Below are 18,001 nucleotides of genomic sequence, written 5' to 3' on the forward strand. Positions count from 1 at the left end.
GCGCGTCCGCCGGGATCCCGGGTGTCACGCCTCCCCGATCGGCCGGGAAATCGGCCTCTCCGCTCGATGAGGCCGCGCCTATGATGTCGTGAATTGCCGCAGTGCCGCGACGACGCAGGAGACCTCATGAAGGCGGTTGTCCAGGACGCGTACGGCTCACCCGAGGTTCTCGAACTTCGAGAGATCGACAAGCCGGTGGTCAAGGAAGACGAGGTGCTGGTACGCGTTCGCGCGGCCTCCGTCCATCCGGATGTCTGGCACGTCGTGAGTGGCCGGCCGTACGTCCTCCGTCTTATGGGAGCCGGGCTGCTCAGACCGAAGAACCGCGTTCCGGGAACGGATGTGGCCGGCCAGGTGGAATCGGTGGGCAAGAACGTGACGCGGTTCCGACCGGGTGACGAGGTGTTCGGCGAGACCATCCGTGGCAACCAGTGGAAGAACGGCGGCGCCTTCGCCGAGTACGTGTCCGTCTCACAGGACGCCCTGGCATCGAAGCCCGGCAACGTCACCTTCGAGCAGGCCGCGGCCGTACCCACCTCCGGGCTCATCGCCCTGCAGAACCTTCCGGAGGGACGGCTGCGGCCAGGACAAAGTGTGCTGGTCAACGGTGCCGGCGGCGGCGTGGGATCCTTCGCCGTACAGCTCGCCAAAGCGTACGGAGCGACGGTGACCGGTGTCGACGACAAGGCGAAACTGGACATGGTGCGTTCGCTCGGCGCGGACCGTGTCATCGACCACACCCGGGAGGACTTCACCCGGAGTGGTGAGCGCTACGACCTGATATTCGACGTTCCGGGAAACCATTCGTTTTCGGACTGCCGGCACGCCCTCACGCCCGAGGGGACCTACGTGCTCATCGGGCACGACCGCTTCGGGGATGTGGGTGGCCGCTGGCTGGGAAGCCTGCCGCACTTCTTCAAGCTGATGGCGCTCTCGGTGTTCCGGAGTCAACTGCCGACGCCGAGTTCGTCGACGCCGAGCAGACAGGACTCGATGGCCGTTCTGAGGGAGCTCCTGGAGACAGGGAAGCTCACGCCGGTCATCGACCGGACGTACCCGCTGGGCGAGGTCCCCGAGGCCATCCGCCGTCTGACCGGGGGCAGGGCCCAAGGGAAGATCGTCATCACCGTGTAGCCGGATCGAGGTACGGCGGTCCGCCGCTCGTGATTTGGTGAGGAAACCCCAGTACCGGCCTGACCGGAATTCCGGTCGGCGCGTTCGACGGCGGACGCCTGGCGTGCGGCGGCAGAGGCGGCCGCCACCGGGAGCGGGTGGTGGAGTCGGCGGAGGATGTCACTTCTCGAACGTCCGGGGCGTCTACATGAGTAGGGGAACCCGACAACGAGGAGGGTAAAGCCGCAGTGACTGATGCGGACGCCAGGTCGGTCGCAGACTTCGAGAAGAACCGGAAGCTGTTGTTCAAAGTGGCATACCGGGTGCTGGGCAGCGTGGCCGACGCCGAGGACGTCGTTCAGGAGTCATGGCTGCGCTGGAACCGCGTCGACCATTCCCGGGTCACCGATCCGCAGTCCTTCCTCATCCAGGTCTCGACCCGGCTCGCTCTCGATCGGTTGCGGCGGGCCAAGGCCAGCCGGGAGGCCTACGTGGGGCCGTGGCTGCCCGAACCGCTGCCGACCGGGCCGGAGATCGGAGAGGGGGCCGAGACGGCAGACTCGGTTTCCATGGCCATGCTGGTGGTGCTGGAGACCCTCTCCCCGCTGGAGCGAGTCGTCTTCGTGCTGCGCGAGGCTTTCGAGTTCTCCTTCGCCGACATCGGCGCCGTGCTCGGTCGTTCCGAGCCCACGGTCCGGCAGATCGCCCGCCGCGCTCGCGCGCACGTGCGTGAGCGACAGCCCCGGTTCCGCTACGACCGCAAGGTCCGCATGCAGGTCACCGAGCGCTTCCTGGCCGCGTGCCTGGGCGGCGACATCGACAGGCTGCTCGACCTGCTCGCCCCCGAGGTCACGCTGTGGAGCGACGGGAACGGCCTGCGGGGTGTGCCCCGGACCTCGGTACGGGGGGCGCAGAAGGTCAGCCGCCTGCTGATCCATGGCATCCAGAAGGTGCTGCGGCCGTCGGCCGGGGCGTCGCCGGGCGAACGCGGCGGCGGGTCCGTGGTGGACGTCAACGGAGGTCCCGCCGCGCTCATCGTCGCCGCCGGTGAGACGGTCGCCGTCGTCGTGGTCGATCTGGATCCGGTCACCGACCGCATCACGCAGATCTGGATCATCGCCAACCAGGACAAGCTGGGGGGCATCGAAGGGGAGCGGTGACCGGACCCGGTGGCGAATCCGCACGGGCCCGCACGGGCCCACACGGGGGCGTACCGCTCGGCACCGTGGCCCGCTGCGCGGTGCGGGACGCGGGCAGCGCCGCGGACCCACCGGAGGACACCTTCCGGAGCTTCGCCTTCTCAGCGCGGCTGGTCCGGAACCGAGCCCGGCGCGACCCGGGCGGGGCGGATCTCGCCGAACAGCTTGAGCGTCGCCGGGCGCAGCCGCTTTTGCGCCTCGGCCGGCCAGCGCAGAAGCAGGGAGGAGAACACCGTCTCCAATATGATCTTCAGGTAGGAGCGGCCCGAGCGGCCGACGGGGATCTCGGTGCACAGACCGGACACGGTCGTGAAGGCCTCCTGCCGGCCGAGCCGCAGCCGGGCCTGCCCGTCGACCCCGTTCGAGGACCCGTCGGCCGCGAGGTCCACCGATTCCCAGAACAGCACCGGCGCCTCGTCGTCGCGCAGCCACGCCGGGCAGGACGGCAGCGGTAGCTGCAGCGCGAATCCCGCCAGCACTCCGCTCGGTCGCAGGTAGAAGGAGCCGTGGAAACAGGGCAGCTCGTAAAGGAGCCGCGGACCTTTCGACGTGTTCATCGACAGTGTCCCCCCGATGGCGTCCATGGGAACCCGCCAGGCACTGGGGTCGATGTAGGAGTCGTCTGGAACGGAGACCAAGAGGATTCACCCCGTTATGCGATACGGACGCGGTGCTCGGATTCAAGCTCGGTTACCAAGTAAGACGCACCGCGGAGCGGCGACGTGACATCGCTCGCAGTGCGAGGGGGCGCATGTCACGTTCCGGTGGCGGCGAACGTCTTCCTTAGAGAGAGATGCCCCCTTCTGAGAGCTGGTGAAGGCACGGATGTCTTTGCAAGGCAAGTTGGCCGGGACGGTCCACGGCAGGTTTTCCCAGGTGGGCAGGCCTGCTGACATGGCGCTCGCGACCGGTTGGGGCGACGACCTCCCCTCGCGGGACGGCTTCGCCGACAGCAAGGAGGTCGCCGACACCTTCTTGTGGGGCGCGAAGGCGAGCGGCGCCGACGGAGCCAAGGTCGTCTTCGGCCCGGCCGCCAGGCCGCTTCCGCAGTTGCCGATCATCGTCGACGCCGAGGGCTGTCTCATCGCCAGGGGCGACTTCTCGGTGCCCGTCGGCCCCGGTTACTGGGAGCGCGGTGACGCCGAGGCCGAGGTCAGGCAGAAGGGAGGTACGGCATGAGCACCGAACCGAAGACGGTTCCCAAGGCCGTCGCCGGCCCGTCGAGTTTTCTCGACGACCGTATCGGGGCGGGCGACTTCATCAAACGCAACATGCGGAAGATATTCCCCGACCACTGGTCGTTCCTGCTCGGCGAGATCGCGCTCTACTCGTTCGTCATCCTGCTGCTCACCGGAACGTTCCTGACGTTCTTCTTCAAACCGAGCATGAGCCATGTGATCTACGACGGTGTCTACGCCCCGCTGCGGGGTGTGGGGATGTCCGAGGCCTACGCCTCGGCACTGGAGATCAGCTTCGAGGTACGCGGCGGCCTGCTCATCAGGCAGGTCCACCACTGGGCGGCCCTGCTGTTCATAGCCGGCATGATGATCCACGCGTTGCGCGTGTTCTTCACCGGCGCCTACCGCAAGCCGCGCGAGCTCAACTGGATCATCGGAGTGCTGCTGCTCACGGTGGCGCTCTTCGAAGGGCTGACCGGCTACTCGCTCCCCGACGACCTGCTGTCCGGCGCGGGCATGCGGGTCACCGAGGGGGCGATCATCTCGCTGCCGGTGATCGGGACGTATCTGAGGTTCTTCCTGTTCGGCGGGGAGTATCCGGGCGATGATGTCATCTCGCGCTTCTACTCCATCCACATCCTGCTGCTTCCGGGCATCATCCTGGCGCTGGTCTCGGCGCACATGGTGCTGATGTGGGTGCAGAAGCACACCCAGATGCCGGGAAGGGGGCGCACCAACCAGAACGTGATGGGTGCGCCGTTCTACCCGGCCTTCATGCTCAAGGCCGGGTCGTACTTCCTGTTCACCTTCGCGGTGCTGGCCGGGCTGGGGACCTTCGCCCAGATCAACCCGATCTGGCTCTTCGGCCCGTACAGCCCGGCGGACATCTCCGCCGGCTCTCAGCCCGACTTCTACATGGCCTTCCTGGAAGGCGCGCTGCGGCTGATGCCCGCGTGGGAGGTCAACCTCTTCGGCACCGACCAGGCGGGCACGCTGCCGCTGAGTGTGATCATCCCGGCGCTGGTGCCGCTGGGCCTCATCATCACCGGGATGATCCTCTACCCGTTCGCCGAACGGTGGATCACCGGCGACAACCGCGAGCACCACATCGTGGACCGCCCTCGTAACAATCCCCACCGCACCTCGATCGGCATGTCGGTCGTGGTGTTCTACGGCGTGCTGTGGCTGCTGGCGTCCAACGACGAGATCGCCTCCACCTTCCATATCAGCCTGAACACCACCACCTACGCCGGCCGCGTCCTGGTGGTCGTCGGGCCGGTACTCGCGTACATCATCACCTACCGTGTCTGTCTGGGACTGCAGCGTTCCGACGCGGCCATCATCGGGCACGGCGTGGCGTCCGGTGTGATCAAGCGTCTGCCGGACGGCAGGTTCATCGAGGTCCACGCGCCGCCGTCGGAGGAGGCCGAGGCGCACCTGCGTGGCAAGGAGGCGGTGCCGACGCTGTCGGCCCACGACGGTGCGGGCATCCCGCCCAAGGGCATGCGCGGCCCCCTGGGCAGGCTGCGAGTCCGCATGTCCACGACGTACGGAGGAGAGAAGGTGCCTCTCGACGAGGGACACAATGGCCACGCCGCCGTCGAGTCCGGGGACGACAGTCCGCTGAGGCACTAGTCCACGGGCTCGGACGGTGCCCGTCCGAGCCCGATCGCGCGGGTGTGCAACTGAAGAAAGCGCTCAGTTGCGCGCCGGGCGGTCGAGGGTGCCCGACGCCGTCCGGCTGTCAGCGGCCGTGTTCGGTCAGCCCGTAGAGGTTGCCGTCGTGACCGGCGATCTGTGCCCATCGGCCGCCCTCCCGCCAGGAGGCGGCCTGCGGCTCCACGACGATCTCGACACCCCGGGTACGCAGGTCCGCGCAGGTGGCGTCGAGATCATCGCAGTCGAACCAGCCGTGCGTCATCCGTCCGGCCTGCGCGCGGAGCGTCTCCAGGACGGCCGGTTCGACGGCGGCGAGCGCCACGCAGGTCTGCGCGCCCGGTGGGCGGACCTCGACCCAGCGCCGATCGTCACCGTAGGGAACGTCGGCCGCCAGTTCGAAGCCGAGCGTCTCGGTGAGGAACTCCAGGGTCCTGCTCTGGTCGCTGACGTACAGCACGGTGAGCCGGGGATTGATGATCATTGGTCTCCCTCTCAGCGGTCGTCGAAGCCGCAGGGAGGATAGTGCGTGAACCGGTGGCGGGAATTCAATCGTGTGCGAGAAGAACGGAGGTGGGTTCGGCGACGGCGAGGTGGAGGCGGCGCAGCCGGGCCGGGTCGCCGACGACGTTGATCGCGGTGATCTGGCCGCCGTCGATCACCACTTCGAGGACGAGCGTCAGCTGCCCGCGTGGTGCGACGACGGCTCCGATGACGCCGTTGACGAGAGCGGGCCGGGCGAAGCGCGCCAGGCCGGAGTTGGTGAGCGTCTCCGTGGCGACGGCGCGGGCGCCGCGCACCTCGGTCTGCCCGTCTCCACGTAGCGCGGTGAGGTCCGCTCGCCTGATGACGTCGGGAGCCAGCACGCCGAGGAGGGCGTCCAGGTCGCCGGCGCGTGATGCGGCGAGGAAGGCGTCCACGACCTTCCACTGCAGGCCGAGGTCGGCGGCCGGAACGGAGGCGGCGCCGTGCACCCGGTGGCGGGCTCGGCTCGCCAGCTTCTTCGTGGTCGACGGCGACCGCTCGACGATCTCGGCGATCTCGTCGAACGGCACGGCGAACAGGTCGTGCAGCACGAAGGCGATGCGCTCGGCCGGCCCGAGCCTGTCGAGGACCACGAGCAGGGCGAGCCCGACGGAGTCGGCCAGCACCGCCTCCCTCTCCGGATCGGTGGCCTCATTGTGGCCGCCCAGCAGCTCCAGCTCGGTTGTTTCGGTGAACTCCTCGTTCCGGCGCCGGCGTGAGCGCAACATGTCGAGACAGACGCGGCCGACGATCGTGGTCAGCCATCCGGTCACGTTGACGACGGCGTCCGCCCCGACGCGATGTGCTCGCAGCCAGGCCTCCTGTACGGCGTCCTCCGCCTCGTCCACCGATCCGAGCATGCGGTACGCCACGGATCGCAGATGGTCGCGAGACCGGCTGAAGTGCTCCACCAAAACGGCCTGATCGTTCATCGGTCACCTTTCGTCGTCGCATTTCGTCATATGAAAGTGACGAGACGGACGGCGCGAGATCGATTGGATCGCTCACCCTCGCACCGCTCACTTTACCGGTCCTGGATGAACATCCGTCGGCCGTCAGGGGGTCTCGTTGTCCGGACCGAGAGGCTTCGAGGTGATGGTCGTGAGCCCTGCGACGGGGTGTTCGTGGGAAGAGGCCGAGTGGTTGTGCGGCGACATGAGGTCGGACACGCCGCTGGGACGGCGTCGCGACGAGCGGATCGCCACCGGCGCCGTCGCCATCGAGGTCCGGTGGGTTCACGACCGCGTCAAGCTGTTCGAGGCCGCGGTGGAGGGGCGTCCCGCAGAGCTCCCGCCGGCAGGACCCGGTCGCTCGACCGCCACCGGCCGGCCAAGACGTGACACCGGCCACCAACTCGTATAGCACCTTGCCCGACCCGTCCCGATGTTCATCGTCAACTTCATAGATCCGCGAAAGCGCTGGTCGCCACACCTGTCACCGATCCGCTGAGCCTCAATGGAGAGGCCTGCCGTCCGGCCGGGTGCGCCGTTGCGTGGGCCCGCTTTCGTTCGTTTGTTCCTGTCCCAAAAGGACCGCTTTTCTCTGAAATTAAGGTGTTGACAACCAGGTTGGTGCCTAGGTGTGCTTCTTGCGAAGAATTCACCTTACCGTCACTCCTTCATGAAGGAAGGTATCACCGTGACACTTCACGTCGCAGCCGACACCGATCGGAATGACAAGAAGCATCTTCCCGAGGTATCGGATCTGCTCCGGGATCTGCCGAAAGGGGTCGTCTCCATAGGCGATCTCATGCCCTCGCTTTTGCCCCGCAAACAAGCGGAAGACCCTGCGCATATTCGCCGTCTCGCGGAGACCGAAAACAGTACGGACCCGATCTTTGTGCACCGCCCGACCATGCGCGTGATCGATGGCGCGCACCGGTTGCGCGTCGCCGCAATGAGAGGTGTGACGGAAATCACAGTTCATTTCTTTGACGGAAGCGAGGCGGATGCGTTCGTTCTTTCCGTACAGCTCAATGTCAGGCACGGCCTGCCGCTGACGTTGGATGAGCGCAAGGCCGCCGCCCAGCGCATCATCGGCTCCCACCCGCGCTGGTCGGATCGTGCCATCGCGGAACGTACGGGACTGAGCCCCAAGACCGTGGGCAAGGTCCGCAGCCGGGCGGGTGAGGCGGCTTCGCATCTGGACAGCCGCCTCGGGCAGGACGGAAGGGCCCGGCCGGTCAGCAGCGTCGAGGGACGCTACAACGCCGCGGCCCTGATGGCGACCAATCCCGAGATCTCGCTGCGCGAGCTGTCGAGGAAGACCGGCCTTTCGGTGGGAACGGTTCGGGACGTTCGCCAACGCCTCCACCACGGCCAGAACCCGATCCCGGAGCGGCTGCGCGGTCCGGAGGAGGGCGCGGCCGCCGTCGCCCCACCCCGGAACGGGACGAGGTCGCCGAGGGGGGAGATGAAAGCCACCGCGGTCGAGACCGTGTCGGTGGTGCAGAAGCTCGTCCGGGACCCGTCCCTGCGGTCGACGGAGTCCGGGCGGACGCTGCTGCGGATGCTCCTGCTCACCGAGATGGAGCAATCCCAGTGGGAGGAGATCGCCGAGGCGGTCCCCATCCATTGCGTGCCGCTCATCCACGCCGTGGTGCTCAAGCGCTGTGAGGATTGGAAAAAGCTGGCCAGCGTGGTGTCGCGGAAGTCCGAGAAAGCCGGCTGACCGCTAATTGTTCAGGCGATGACAGTACACCCCTTCCGTTTGCCGGAGGGCTGGAATACCGTCTGCGAAGACGGCAATCATCGGAGGGTTTGTCATGTCGGACAGTTCTCATTTCCCGGGAAACAGCGCGGAAGCAGAGCTTCGGAAGATCAACCGAGCAACGGTTGAAATTTATATGAACACCAGGGGTCAGGACCGTCTTCGGCGGCACCTGCTTTTTACCGAGGACGGCGTCGGCGGCCTGTGGACCAATGACACCGGACAGCCGATCGCCATTCACGGCCGCGACCGGCTCGGGGAGCACGCGGTATGGTCACTGAAGTGTTTTCCCGACTGGGTCTGGTTCAACGTCGAGATCTTCGAAACTCAGGACCCGAACTTCTTCTGGGTCGAGTGCGACGGTGCCGGGGCAATTCGTTTCCCCGGTTATCCCGAGGGCCGATACGAGAACCACTTCCTGCACTCGTTTCTGCTGGAGAACGGAAAGATCAGGCAGCAGCGGGAGTTCATGAACCCGTTCGAGCAGTTGCGCGCGCTGGGCATCCCCGTCCCCGAGGTCAAGCGTGAGGGAATCCCCACCTAGCGGCGACCGCTCCCTTCACCGGCTTCGATGACTCACGGTCGTCGGCGGTTGCCGTGTCAGGGCGGCGGCCGGAAAGCCGATCAGGATCCATGGTCAGCCCACCAGCCAGGCGACCATCTCTGGACATCCCCCACCGAGTCAAGGACGATCCCGGCGCGCAGGGCGCCTTCAACCGATGGAGATTGGTGACCTCGTCATGCCCGATATCAGGCTGAGCACGGCGTTACAACAGCCCGAGTGGAGCGATGTCTCGCAGGTACAGCGCGTCGGTGAGGCGCTGGCGTCCCGCCCCTCGCTCGTCAGGGCGGAGGACGTGCGCGGCCTGCGCGCTCTTCTCGCCGATGTCGCGGCGGGCGGGGCCCTGGTCCTGCAGGCGGGGGACTGCGCCGAGGATCCGGAGGAGTGCACGCGAGAGCACGTCACCCGCAAGTGCGCCACGCTGGACGTGCTGGCCGGCGCGCTCAAGATGGTCACGCACAAGCCGGTGCTCCGGGTCGGGCGTATCGGCGGCCAGTTCGCCAAGCCGCGGTCCAACCCCACGGAACAGGTCGGCGATGTCACCCTCCCGGTGTTCCGGGGGCACCTGGTGAACGGCCCGGAGCCGACGCCCGAGAGCAGACGCCCCGATCCGCTCCGCATCCTCACGGGGTACATGGCGGCGAGCGACATCATGGAACACCTGGGCTGGCGTGGTTCGTATCGCCGTCCCGAGATCGACCCGCCCGTGTGGACCAGCCACGAGGTGCTGCTCCTGGACTATGAGGTCCCGATGCTCCGCCGGGACGCGGCGGGGACGCTGATCCTCGGTTCCACGCACTGGCCGTGGATCGGGGAGCGGACCCGGCAGGTGGACGGCTCGCACGTCGCCATGCTCGCGGAGGTGGCCAACCCGGTGTCCTGCAAGGTGGGCCCGAAGATGACGCAGGACGAGCTGCTCGCCCTGTGCGAGCGGCTCGATCCAGAACGCGAGCCCGGCCGGTTGACCCTGATCGCCAGGATGGGCGCGGAGCTGGTCGCCCACCGGCTGCCATCGCTCGTCGAGGCCGTTCGCGCCGCGGGGCATCCGGTCATCTGGCTGTGCGACCCCATGCACGCCAACACGGTCGTCACCCCGGACGGGCGCAAGACCCGCGTGGTGGGGACGCTCATGCGGGAGGTCCGCGACTTCGTGGGCGCGGTCGAGGCCGCCGGCGCCGTCGCAGGCGGCCTGCACCTGGAGACCACCCCCGACGACGTCACCGAGTGCGTCACCGACGAGGCCGACTTCGGCCGGGTGGGGGAGCGGTACACGAGCTTCTGCGATCCAAGGCTCACCCTCTGGCAGGCGGTCTCGGTGATCTCGGCCTGGGGCGACTGACGTGAACGATCCGATGAGAAAGGACGATCATGCCTGGTATACCCCCTATTGAGCCCTATCTGATTCCCACGGCAGGCGATCTGCCTCCCAGCACCGCCCAGTGGGTTCCCGACCCCGCCCGCGCGGTCCTTCTCATCCACGACATGCAGCGCTACTTCGTCAAACCCTTCCCCGGCTCGGTGCGGGACGGACTCATTCGCAACATCGCGCTGCTGCGCGATCGCAGCGTCGCGCTCGGCGTTCCGGTGGGCTACACGGCCCAGCCCGGTGACATGAGCGAGGAGCAACGAGGGCTGCTCAAGGACTTCTGGGGGCCGGGCATGCGCAGAGCCCCCGCCGACCAGCTGGTGGTCGACGAACTGGCCCCCTCACCCGGCGACTGGATGTTCAACAAGCTGCGATACAGCGCGTTCTTCCGGTCCGACCTACTGGACCGCATCCGGGAGGGCGGTCGCGACCAGTTGATCGTTTGCGGGGTGTACGCGCACGTCGGAGTGCTGATGACGGCGATCGACGCGTTCACCAACGATCTCCAGACCTTCCTGGTCGCCGATGCCGTCGCCGATTTCACCGCCGACCATCACCGGATGACCCTCGAGTACGCGGCCGAACGCTGCGCGGTCGTCATCACCGCGAAGGAGGTGTTCTCGTGACCGGACCGGGCGTGATCGGCGACGACCTGCTCGACCTGGTGCTGGCGCCCCGGCCGCCGGCCTTCGCGCTGCTCCACCGCCCCGAGGCGCACGGTCCGGCACTGCTGGACGTCCTGGTCGGAGAGGTCGCCCAGGTCGCCAAGCTGGCCGACATCCTCCTGCCCGGCGCGGGGCAGGCCGGAGGCGCCGCCGGCCACGATGTGCTGGCGATCATCCCGTACCGGCAGATCCGCGAACGCGGCTTCGTGTGCGTCGACGACGACGCCCCGTTGTTCACGATGACCGTGACCGGGCAGCGGACGGTGCCCGTCGCCAAGGCGCTGGCCCAGATCCCCGACGTCCCCGTCACCGTTTCCGGCGGGCACTTCGACGTGGCCGACGACGACTACGCCGAGACCGTCCGCAGGGTGGTCAAGGAGGCGATCGGCGAGGGCGAGGGCGCGAACTTCGTCATCAAGCGGTCCTTTGTCGCCGACATCGGCGACTACACGCCGCACAGTGCCCTGGCCTTCTTCCGGAGACTGCTCGAAGTCGAGTCGGGCGCGTACTGGACCTTCATCGTCCACACCGGGGAGCGGACGTTCGTGGGCGCCACCCCGGAACGGCACGTCACCCTGTACGGCGGTGTCGCCACGATGAACCCCATCAGCGGCACCTACTGCTACCCGAGGTCCGGCCCCACGCTGCCCGAGGTCATGAACTTCCTCGCCGACCGGAAGGAGTCCGACGAGCTCTACATGGTCGTGGACGAGGAGCTCAAGATGATGACGCGGATCTGCCGGCCCGGTGTACGGGTGGTGGGCCCACGGCTCAAGGAGATGGCGCGGCTCGCGCACACCGAGTACTTCATCGAGGGCGACAGCGACTGGGACGTCCGCGACATCCTCCGCGAGACGATGTTCGCCCCGACCGTCACCGGAAGCCCGCTGGAGAACGCCTGCCGGGTCATCGACAGGCACGAGCCGCAGGGCCGCGGCTACTACAGCGGGATCGTCGCCCTCATCGGACGTGACGCGTCCGGCGGCCGGACCCTCGACTCCTCCATTCTCATCCGCACCGCCGACATCGACGGCGCGGGCAGGGTGCACATCGGTGTCGGCGCCACGCTCGTCCGCCACTCCGATCCGGTGTCGGAGGTCGCGGAGACCCGAGCCAAGGCGGCCGGGCTGCTCGCGGCGCTGGAGACCCCCGACCCCGCCAGGCTCGGGACGCACCCCGACGTGCGTGACGCGCTGGAACGGCGCAACGCGACCATCGCCGGCTTCTGGCTGGGCACCGGCGCCGAACGGGCGGCGTCGTTCCCGGAGCTGGCAGGGTGCCGGACACTGATCGTCGACGCCGAGGACACCTTCACCTCGATGCTCGATCACCAGCTACGCGCCATGGACATGTCGGTGACGGTACGCCGCCACGACGAGATCCCTCCCTTCGACGGGTACGACCTCGTCGTGCTGGGACCGGGCCCCGGCGACCCCCGCCAGTCCCAGCATCCCAAGATCGCCTACCTGCGGTCGGCCGTGGACGCCCTGCTGGCCGAACGCCGCCCGTTCCTGGCCGTCTGCCTGAGCCACCAGATCCTCAGCACCCGGCTCGGGTTCGACCTACGCCGCCGGAACGCTCCCAACCAGGGCGTACAGCGGGAGATCGACCTTTTCGGCGATCGGCAGCGGGTGGGGTTCTACAACACCTTCGCGGCCCGGTCGGACCGGGACAGGAGTGAGATCGACGGCGTCGGCGCGGTGGACGTCTGCCGGGATCCGGAGACGGGCGAGGTGCACGCGCTGCGCGGCCCGCGTTTCTCCTCGCTCCAGTTCCACGCCGAGTCCGTGCTCACCCAGAACGGCCCGCGCATCCTCGGCTCCTTCATCGGAAGGGTGCTGAGCGGATGACGGCACACCAGGTAGCACCAGACGAGACGCACTCGTACGTGGTCATCGACTCGTTCACCGACACGCCGCTCCGGGGTAATCCCGTCGCCGTCTTCTTCGACGCAGAAGACCTCCACGCCGACCGCATGCAGAGCATCGCCAGGGAGATGAACCTCTCGGAGGTCACGTTCGTCCTCCCGCCGAAACAGGGCGGCGACGCGCACATCCGCATCTTCACTCCGGTCAACGAACTCCCCTTCGCCGGTCATCCGCTCCTCGGAACGGCCATCGCGCTCGGCGAGTCGTTCACGGAGGACAGGCTCCTGCTGGAGACGGCGATGGGAGTCATCACATTCGACCTGGAGCGCGTCGGCGGGAGGACCGTCGCCGCTCAGATGGAGCAGCCGATCCCGACCTGGGAGGAGTTCGACCGCGCCGACGAACTGCTGGCCGCGCTCGGCGTGCCCACCCCGGAGCTTCCCGTGGAGATCTACTCCAACGGTCCCCGGCACGTTTTCGTGGAGCTGGAGAGCGTGGCGGCACTGTCCCGCGTCAATCCCGACCACCGCGCACTGGCCGTGTTCCCGGACATGGCGACCAACTGTTACGCCGGTTCCGAGACGAGCTGGCGGAGCCGCATGTTCTCCCCCGCCTACGGGGTGACCGAGGACGCGGCGACGGGCTCGGCGGCGGGTCCGCTCGCCGTCCATCTCGCCCGCCACGGGCGTATCGGGTTCGGCCAGTGGATCGACATCCACCAAGGGGTCGAGATGGGCCGGCCCTCCCTGATGCGGGCCTGGGCGGACCGCGCCGCGGACCGCGTCACCTCGGTGCGGGTCGGAGGATCGGGCGTCACCATCGCCCGCGGAGTGATCTACGTCTGATGAGAGGGCGTACGGGGAGCCGGCGGCCACCCGTCAGTGACAGAGTCCCGGAGGCAGAGATGAGCAGCAGGTTCGAGAGCCTGACCGGCGTGATGGACAGGGCGTTCCCCGAGTACGACAGGCCCCCGGCCGAACCGATGGGGCTGGTGCAGCGGTGGATCTCGTCGGCGGTCGAGGCGGGCGTGCGCGAGCCGTTGGCCCTCGCGCTCGCCACCGCGGACGGTCGAGGCCGCGCCTCCAACCGGACGGTCAGCATCGTCGACGTCTCCGAGCAGGGGGTGGTCTTCACCAGCCACAGCACCAGCCAGAAGGGGCGGGAACTCGCCGAGACCGGCTGGGCCTCGGGGGTGCTGTACTGGCGGGAGACCGCGCAACAGGTGATCGTCTCGGGCACCGCGGTCCTGCTGAGCGAGCCTGAGGCGGATCGGCTGTGGGCCGCCCGCCCGGTGCCGCTGCACGCCATGTCAACGGCCTCCAGGCAGAGCGAACCCATCGACGACGTCTCCCGGCTGCGGCTGGAGGCGGACCGCCTGTCGGCGTGCGGCTCACCCCTGCCCAGACCGGCGAGGTTCGCCGGCTACCGCCTGGCGCCGGTCACCGTCGAATTCTGGTCCGCCGCCGCCAGCAGGCTGCATCGGAGACTGCGCTACGACCGGACGCCGGCGGGCTGGAGCGCCGTCAGGCTCCAGCCGTGAGGGCTCGCCACGGCTAGACACCGAGATTCGTGCGACCGGCATCGCGGCCGATCCGGTCGCCCACATGAACCCGGGACACAGACACGAAGGAGTTCACCCGTGATCGACAGGAAGACCGACCTCGACGCGATCGTCATCGGGGCCGGGTTCGGCGGCATCTACATGCTGCACAAGCTTCGCAACGAGCTCGGCCTCGCCGCCCGGGCCTTCGACCGGGCAGGTGGTGTCGGCGGCACCTGGTACTGGAATCGTTACCCGGGCGCCAAGTCGGACAGCGAGGGCCTGGTCTACCGGTACGCGTTCGACAAGGAGGCGCTCCAGGAGCCGATCGGGAACAACCGCTACATCGATCAGGCCGACATGCGGGCCTACCTCGAGTCGGTGGTCGAGAAGTACGACCTGGGCAGGGACATTCAGCTCAACACGAGCATCGAATCCGCGGTGTTCGACGATTCGCGCAGCGTCTGGACCGTGACCACGGACAGCGGTGAGAGCCTCACCGCACGCTATCTCGTCACCGCGCTGGGCGTCCTGTCGGCGGCCAACCTTCCCGACATCAAGGGACGTGACAGCTTCCGGGGCCGCCTGGTCCACACCGGCGCCTGGCCCGAGGATCTCTCGGTCGAGGGCAAGCGGGTCGGCGTCATCGGCACCGGCTCGACCGGCACCCAGTTCATCTGCGCGGCCTCGAAGACGGCCGGGCACCTGACGGTGTTCCAGAGGTCGGCGCAGTACGTCGTCCCGTCCGGCAACGGCCCGCTCAGCGACGAGTTCAAGGCGAAGTACCGGGCCAACTACGAGGAGGTCTGGGAGCAGGTCTGGAACTCCTACGTAGGATGCGGGTTCCAGGAGAGCGACGTTCCCGCGATGAGCGTCTCCGAGGAGGAACGCCGGCGGGTGTTCCAGGATGCCTGGGACAGGGGGAACGCCTTCCGTTTCATGTTGGGCACGTTCTCCGACATCGCCAGCGACCCGGCCGCCAACGAGGCCGCCGCCGAGTTCATCAGGTCGAAGATCAGAGAGATCGTGAAGGACCAGGAGACCGCGCGCAAGCTCACCCCGAACGACTACTACGCCAGGCGCCCGATCAGCAACGAGGACTACTACGAGACCTTCAACCGCGACAACGTCTCCCTGGTCAGCCTCAAGGAGAATCCGATCAGGGAGATCACCCCGAACGGCCTGCTCACCGAGGACGGTGTCGAGCACGAGCTCGACGTCCTGGTCTTCGCGACCGGGTTCGACGCGGTCGACGGCAGCTACCGGCGGATGGACATCCGCGGCCGCGGCGGCGAGACCATCCGGCAGCACTGGCAGGACGGGGTCAGCAGTTACCTGGGCATCGCCACCCCCGGATTCCCGAACCTGTTCATGATCTACGGTCCGAACACCGTCTTCAGCAACCTGCCGCCGGCGATCGAGACCCAGGTCGAGTGGATCACCGACCTGATCGCGGCGTCGCGGAAGTACGACCGGCCCTCGGTCGAGGCCACCAAGAGCGCGGAGGACGCCTGGACCGCGGTCTGCGAGGAGCTCGCCGGCCACACCCTCTTCCCGAAGGTCGACTCCTTCATCAACGGCGGCAACATCCCGGGTAAGAGGAGAGGGGTCATGTTCTACTTCGCGGGGCTGGCGGCGTACCGCCAGAAGCTGCGCGAGGTGGCCGGAGCCGGCTACGAGGGCTTCGTCCTGCACGACGACTCGTCACTGACCCGGTCCTGAGAACGGTGCCGTAGCACCGGCGTGGGCCCCGGCCACCGGGGCCCACGGCCGTATCGAGGCGACAGAGCTCGCGCGGCGAGCACCGACGCCGGCATCCGCCTGGGGCGGATGCCGGCGTCGGTGAATCCGGCGGGGGAACGGGACTACTTACCTGATTCCAGCAGCGAGTTCACATCGCCGTCGGCGGAGTAGTGGCGTTCGACGGTGCTGCGGTAGGCGCTGGTGAGCGCTGCCAGGGCGGTGCTCTTGTCCTGGTCGGTGCGGGGGGCCATGGCACGTTCGGTGCGGTCCATGTTCCGGTTGGCGTGGATGATCGCGGTGGTGGCGGGACGCCGGGCGGTTTCGTAGCGCCGCAGCGCGGTGGCCGCATCGCCGTGGTGGGCGAGTTCGGCGGCGAGGCAGGCCGCGTCGAGGATGGCCTGCGAGGCACCGTTGGCGCCGATCGGGTACATCAGGTGGGCGGCATCGCCGAGCAGGGTGACCCGGCCGTTCCCCCAATCGGCCAGCGGATCGCGGTCGACCATGGGGTAGTGCAGGATCCGACCGCTCCGGGCGAGCATGTCCGGGACGTCGAGCCAGTCGAAGTCCCAGTGCAGGTAGTGGGGCAGCACGTCCTCGAGTCGTCCGGGACGGTCCCAGTCGGGGTCGCCGGACACCTCCGCTCCGGGGGCGGTGACCAGGCACACCCAGTTGACCAGGGCCTTGCCGCGTTCGCGGTGGCGTGCCGAGATCGGGTAGGCGACCAGCCGGGTGGCCTGCTCGTCGCCGGCCACGATCATGGTGCGTCCGTCGAGGAAGTCGTCCAGCTCGGTCAGGCCACGCCACATGTGCACCCCGCCCGGGGACAGCGGGGCCTGGTCGGGATGGAGCTGGGAGCGGACCGCGGAGTGCAGCCCGTCGGCGCCGACCAGTGCGGCGCCCTCGAATACGGTCGTGCCGCCGGTGGCCCGGTCGTGGGTGTGGGCACGGACGCCGTCACGGGTGTGTTCGAAGGTGTGCAGGCGGGTTCCGGTGCGGACCGCGCCGGGGCCGAGCCGGTCGCGGACCGCGGCCAGCAACATCATCTGCAGTTCCCCTCGATGGATCGAGTACTGCGGGAACCGGTGCCCGGCCGCGACACCCCGGGGTTCGGCCCACAGCGTGGTGCCCGTGTGGTCGAGGTAGCGGTGCTCGCGGGTGGGAATGCCGGTCGCCGCCAGCTCGTCGCCGAGTCCGAGGCCGACCAGCTCGGCGATGGCGGCGGGCTGGATGTTGATCCCGACCCCGAGCGGATGGATCTCGCCGGCGGCCTCCAGCACGATCGCGTCGATCCCCCGGGCGTGCAGGGCCAGGGCTGTGCTCAGCCCCCCGATCCCCGCGCCGGTGATCACGATGTCAGCGGTATTGGCGGTGGTCATGGTGACTGTTGTGCTCCTCGCGCGTCGATGATCTGCGGCGGGCTCGGGCCATGGAATCCGGCGATCGGCCCCGCCGGCCGGACCGGTCGGCGGGGCGATCCGCGGTCGTCTCGGGACTCCCGGTCGGAGAGTCCTCAGAGATCAGGCATGGTGGATGGAGACCACCGAGTACACGTGCGGTGCCGGCTTCGCCAGCTCGGCCGTCCTCTTCCCGAGGGACTGGACCTCCGGGTCGGCCATGGTGGCCTTGACGTCGTCCTGGCTGCGCCACTGGGCGAAGTTGACGACCCGGGTGCCGTCGACGCTGGCGAGTATGTTCACCGAGACGAAGCCCGGCCGGTTCTTTATCACCTTCTCGGTTCCCTCGTTCAGGAGGTCGATGAGCTCCTGCTGCTTCGACGCGTCGACATCAAAGACGTTGATGAGGGTCACCGGCGCACCGCCGACACGGATGACGGTTTCACTCATGAGGCGTATCTCCTTGTCAATCTCTCGTACGGT

Annotated in this window: 17 protein-coding genes and 1 pseudogene; 13 read left to right on the plus strand and 5 right to left on the minus strand. The window is 68.0% G+C overall.

Translation table 11 applies throughout. From position 1 onward, the window contains the following. Positions 1-126: 126 nt before the first annotated feature. Both AB0K21_RS27365 and sigJ read left to right on the plus strand, forming a co-directional pair. The gene (locus AB0K21_RS27365; protein WP_343963704.1) at positions 127-1,134 is read left to right on the plus strand and encodes an NAD(P)-dependent alcohol dehydrogenase; all 1,008 of its coding nucleotides are present in this window, start codon (positions 127-129) and stop codon (positions 1,132-1,134) included. A 227-nt stretch (positions 1,135-1,361) separates the two neighbouring features. Further along, on the plus strand, positions 1,362-2,273 hold the full coding sequence (gene sigJ / locus AB0K21_RS27370) for an RNA polymerase sigma factor SigJ (RefSeq protein ID WP_343963702.1): 912 nt from the start codon (positions 1,362-1,364) through the stop codon (positions 2,271-2,273). A gap of 140 nt (positions 2,274-2,413) precedes the next feature. Here the strand turns inward: sigJ and AB0K21_RS27375 are convergent, their stop codons facing one another. Beyond that, the gene (locus AB0K21_RS27375; protein ID WP_343963700.1) at positions 2,414-2,950 is read right to left on the minus strand and encodes a hypothetical protein; all 537 of its coding nucleotides are present in this window, start codon (positions 2,948-2,950) and stop codon (positions 2,414-2,416) included. Between the two features lie 361 nt (positions 2,951-3,311). Here AB0K21_RS27375 and AB0K21_RS27380 point away from each other — a divergent pair. Then, positions 3,312-3,491: pseudogene (locus AB0K21_RS27380) on the plus strand ((2Fe-2S)-binding protein); the annotation flags it as partial. Beyond that, entirely contained in the window at positions 3,488-5,125 is a 1,638-nt protein-coding gene (locus AB0K21_RS27385) for a ubiquinol-cytochrome c reductase cytochrome b subunit (protein WP_343963698.1), read from the plus strand. The pseudogene AB0K21_RS27380 and the gene AB0K21_RS27385, both read left to right, overlap by 4 nt. A 109-nt stretch (positions 5,126-5,234) precedes the next feature. Here the strand turns inward: AB0K21_RS27385 and AB0K21_RS27390 are convergent, their stop codons facing one another. After that, positions 5,235-5,630, minus strand: coding sequence for a VOC family protein (locus AB0K21_RS27390; protein ID WP_343963696.1), 396 nt, complete (start codon positions 5,628-5,630; stop codon positions 5,235-5,237). Positions 5,631-5,694: 64 nt separating this feature from the next. Further along, positions 5,695-6,603 (minus strand): sigma-70 family RNA polymerase sigma factor, encoded by a 909-nt coding sequence (locus tag AB0K21_RS27395; protein WP_343963694.1) that lies wholly within the window; start codon positions 6,601-6,603, stop codon positions 5,695-5,697. Between the two features lie 169 nt (positions 6,604-6,772). Between AB0K21_RS27395 and AB0K21_RS27400 the strand changes: the two genes are divergently transcribed. The 9 genes from AB0K21_RS27400 to AB0K21_RS27440 all read left to right on the plus strand — a co-directional run bounded on the left by AB0K21_RS27400 (position 6,773) and on the right by AB0K21_RS27440 (position 16,103). Next, positions 6,773-7,033 carry a hypothetical protein gene (locus AB0K21_RS27400; RefSeq protein WP_364154402.1) on the plus strand — a complete coding sequence of 87 codons (261 nt, stop codon included), beginning with the start codon at positions 6,773-6,775 and terminating at the stop codon, positions 7,031-7,033. Positions 7,034-7,252: 219 nt separating this feature from the next. Continuing rightward, a complete protein-coding gene (locus AB0K21_RS27405) occupies positions 7,253-8,341 on the plus strand; it encodes a chromosome partitioning protein ParB (RefSeq protein ID WP_343963690.1) in 1,089 nt (362 codons plus the stop codon). Positions 8,342-8,435: 94 nt separating this feature from the next. Further along, entirely contained in the window at positions 8,436-8,924 is a 489-nt protein-coding gene (locus AB0K21_RS27410) for a PhzA/PhzB family protein (RefSeq protein ID WP_343963688.1), read from the plus strand. Positions 8,925-9,099: 175 nt separating this feature from the next. Beyond that, positions 9,100-10,281: a 3-deoxy-7-phosphoheptulonate synthase gene (locus AB0K21_RS27415; RefSeq protein WP_343963686.1), complete on the plus strand. Its 1,182-nt coding sequence runs from the start codon at positions 9,100-9,102 to the stop codon at positions 10,279-10,281. A 29-nt stretch (positions 10,282-10,310) separates the two neighbouring features. Then, positions 10,311-10,934, plus strand: coding sequence for an isochorismatase family protein (locus tag AB0K21_RS27420; RefSeq protein ID WP_343963684.1), 624 nt, complete (start codon positions 10,311-10,313; stop codon positions 10,932-10,934). Next, the gene (locus AB0K21_RS27425; RefSeq protein ID WP_343963682.1) at positions 10,931-12,823 is read left to right on the plus strand and encodes an anthranilate synthase family protein; all 1,893 of its coding nucleotides are present in this window, start codon (positions 10,931-10,933) and stop codon (positions 12,821-12,823) included. Before AB0K21_RS27420 ends, AB0K21_RS27425 begins: the two co-directional genes overlap by 4 nt. Next, positions 12,820-13,686 (plus strand): PhzF family phenazine biosynthesis protein, encoded by an 867-nt coding sequence (locus AB0K21_RS27430; protein ID WP_343963680.1) that lies wholly within the window; start codon positions 12,820-12,822, stop codon positions 13,684-13,686. The genes AB0K21_RS27425 and AB0K21_RS27430 overlap by 4 nt, the downstream gene beginning before the upstream one ends. A 59-nt stretch (positions 13,687-13,745) precedes the next feature. Continuing rightward, entirely contained in the window at positions 13,746-14,381 is a 636-nt protein-coding gene (gene phzG / locus AB0K21_RS27435; protein WP_364154409.1) for a phenazine biosynthesis FMN-dependent oxidase PhzG, read from the plus strand. A gap of 99 nt (positions 14,382-14,480) precedes the next feature. Continuing rightward, on the plus strand, positions 14,481-16,103 hold the full coding sequence (locus tag AB0K21_RS27440) for an NAD(P)/FAD-dependent oxidoreductase (protein WP_364154412.1): 1,623 nt from the start codon (positions 14,481-14,483) through the stop codon (positions 16,101-16,103). A gap of 143 nt (positions 16,104-16,246) precedes the next feature. On the opposite strand, the gene AB0K21_RS27445 is transcribed toward AB0K21_RS27440, so the two are convergent. Both AB0K21_RS27445 and AB0K21_RS27450 read right to left on the minus strand, forming a co-directional pair. Next, positions 16,247-17,500 carry a flavin-dependent oxidoreductase gene (locus AB0K21_RS27445; protein ID WP_364154415.1) on the minus strand — a complete coding sequence of 418 codons (1,254 nt, stop codon included), beginning with the start codon at positions 17,498-17,500 and terminating at the stop codon, positions 16,247-16,249. A gap of 141 nt (positions 17,501-17,641) precedes the next feature. Continuing rightward, the gene (locus tag AB0K21_RS27450) at positions 17,642-17,968 is read right to left on the minus strand and encodes an antibiotic biosynthesis monooxygenase family protein (protein ID WP_343963672.1); all 327 of its coding nucleotides are present in this window, start codon (positions 17,966-17,968) and stop codon (positions 17,642-17,644) included. Between the last annotated feature and the right edge of the window lie 33 nt (positions 17,969-18,001).

It is taken from the genome of Streptosporangium sp. NPDC049248, assembly GCF_040678965.1.
Taxonomy (GTDB): domain Bacteria; phylum Actinomycetota; class Actinomycetes; order Streptosporangiales; family Streptosporangiaceae; genus Streptosporangium; species Streptosporangium fukuiense.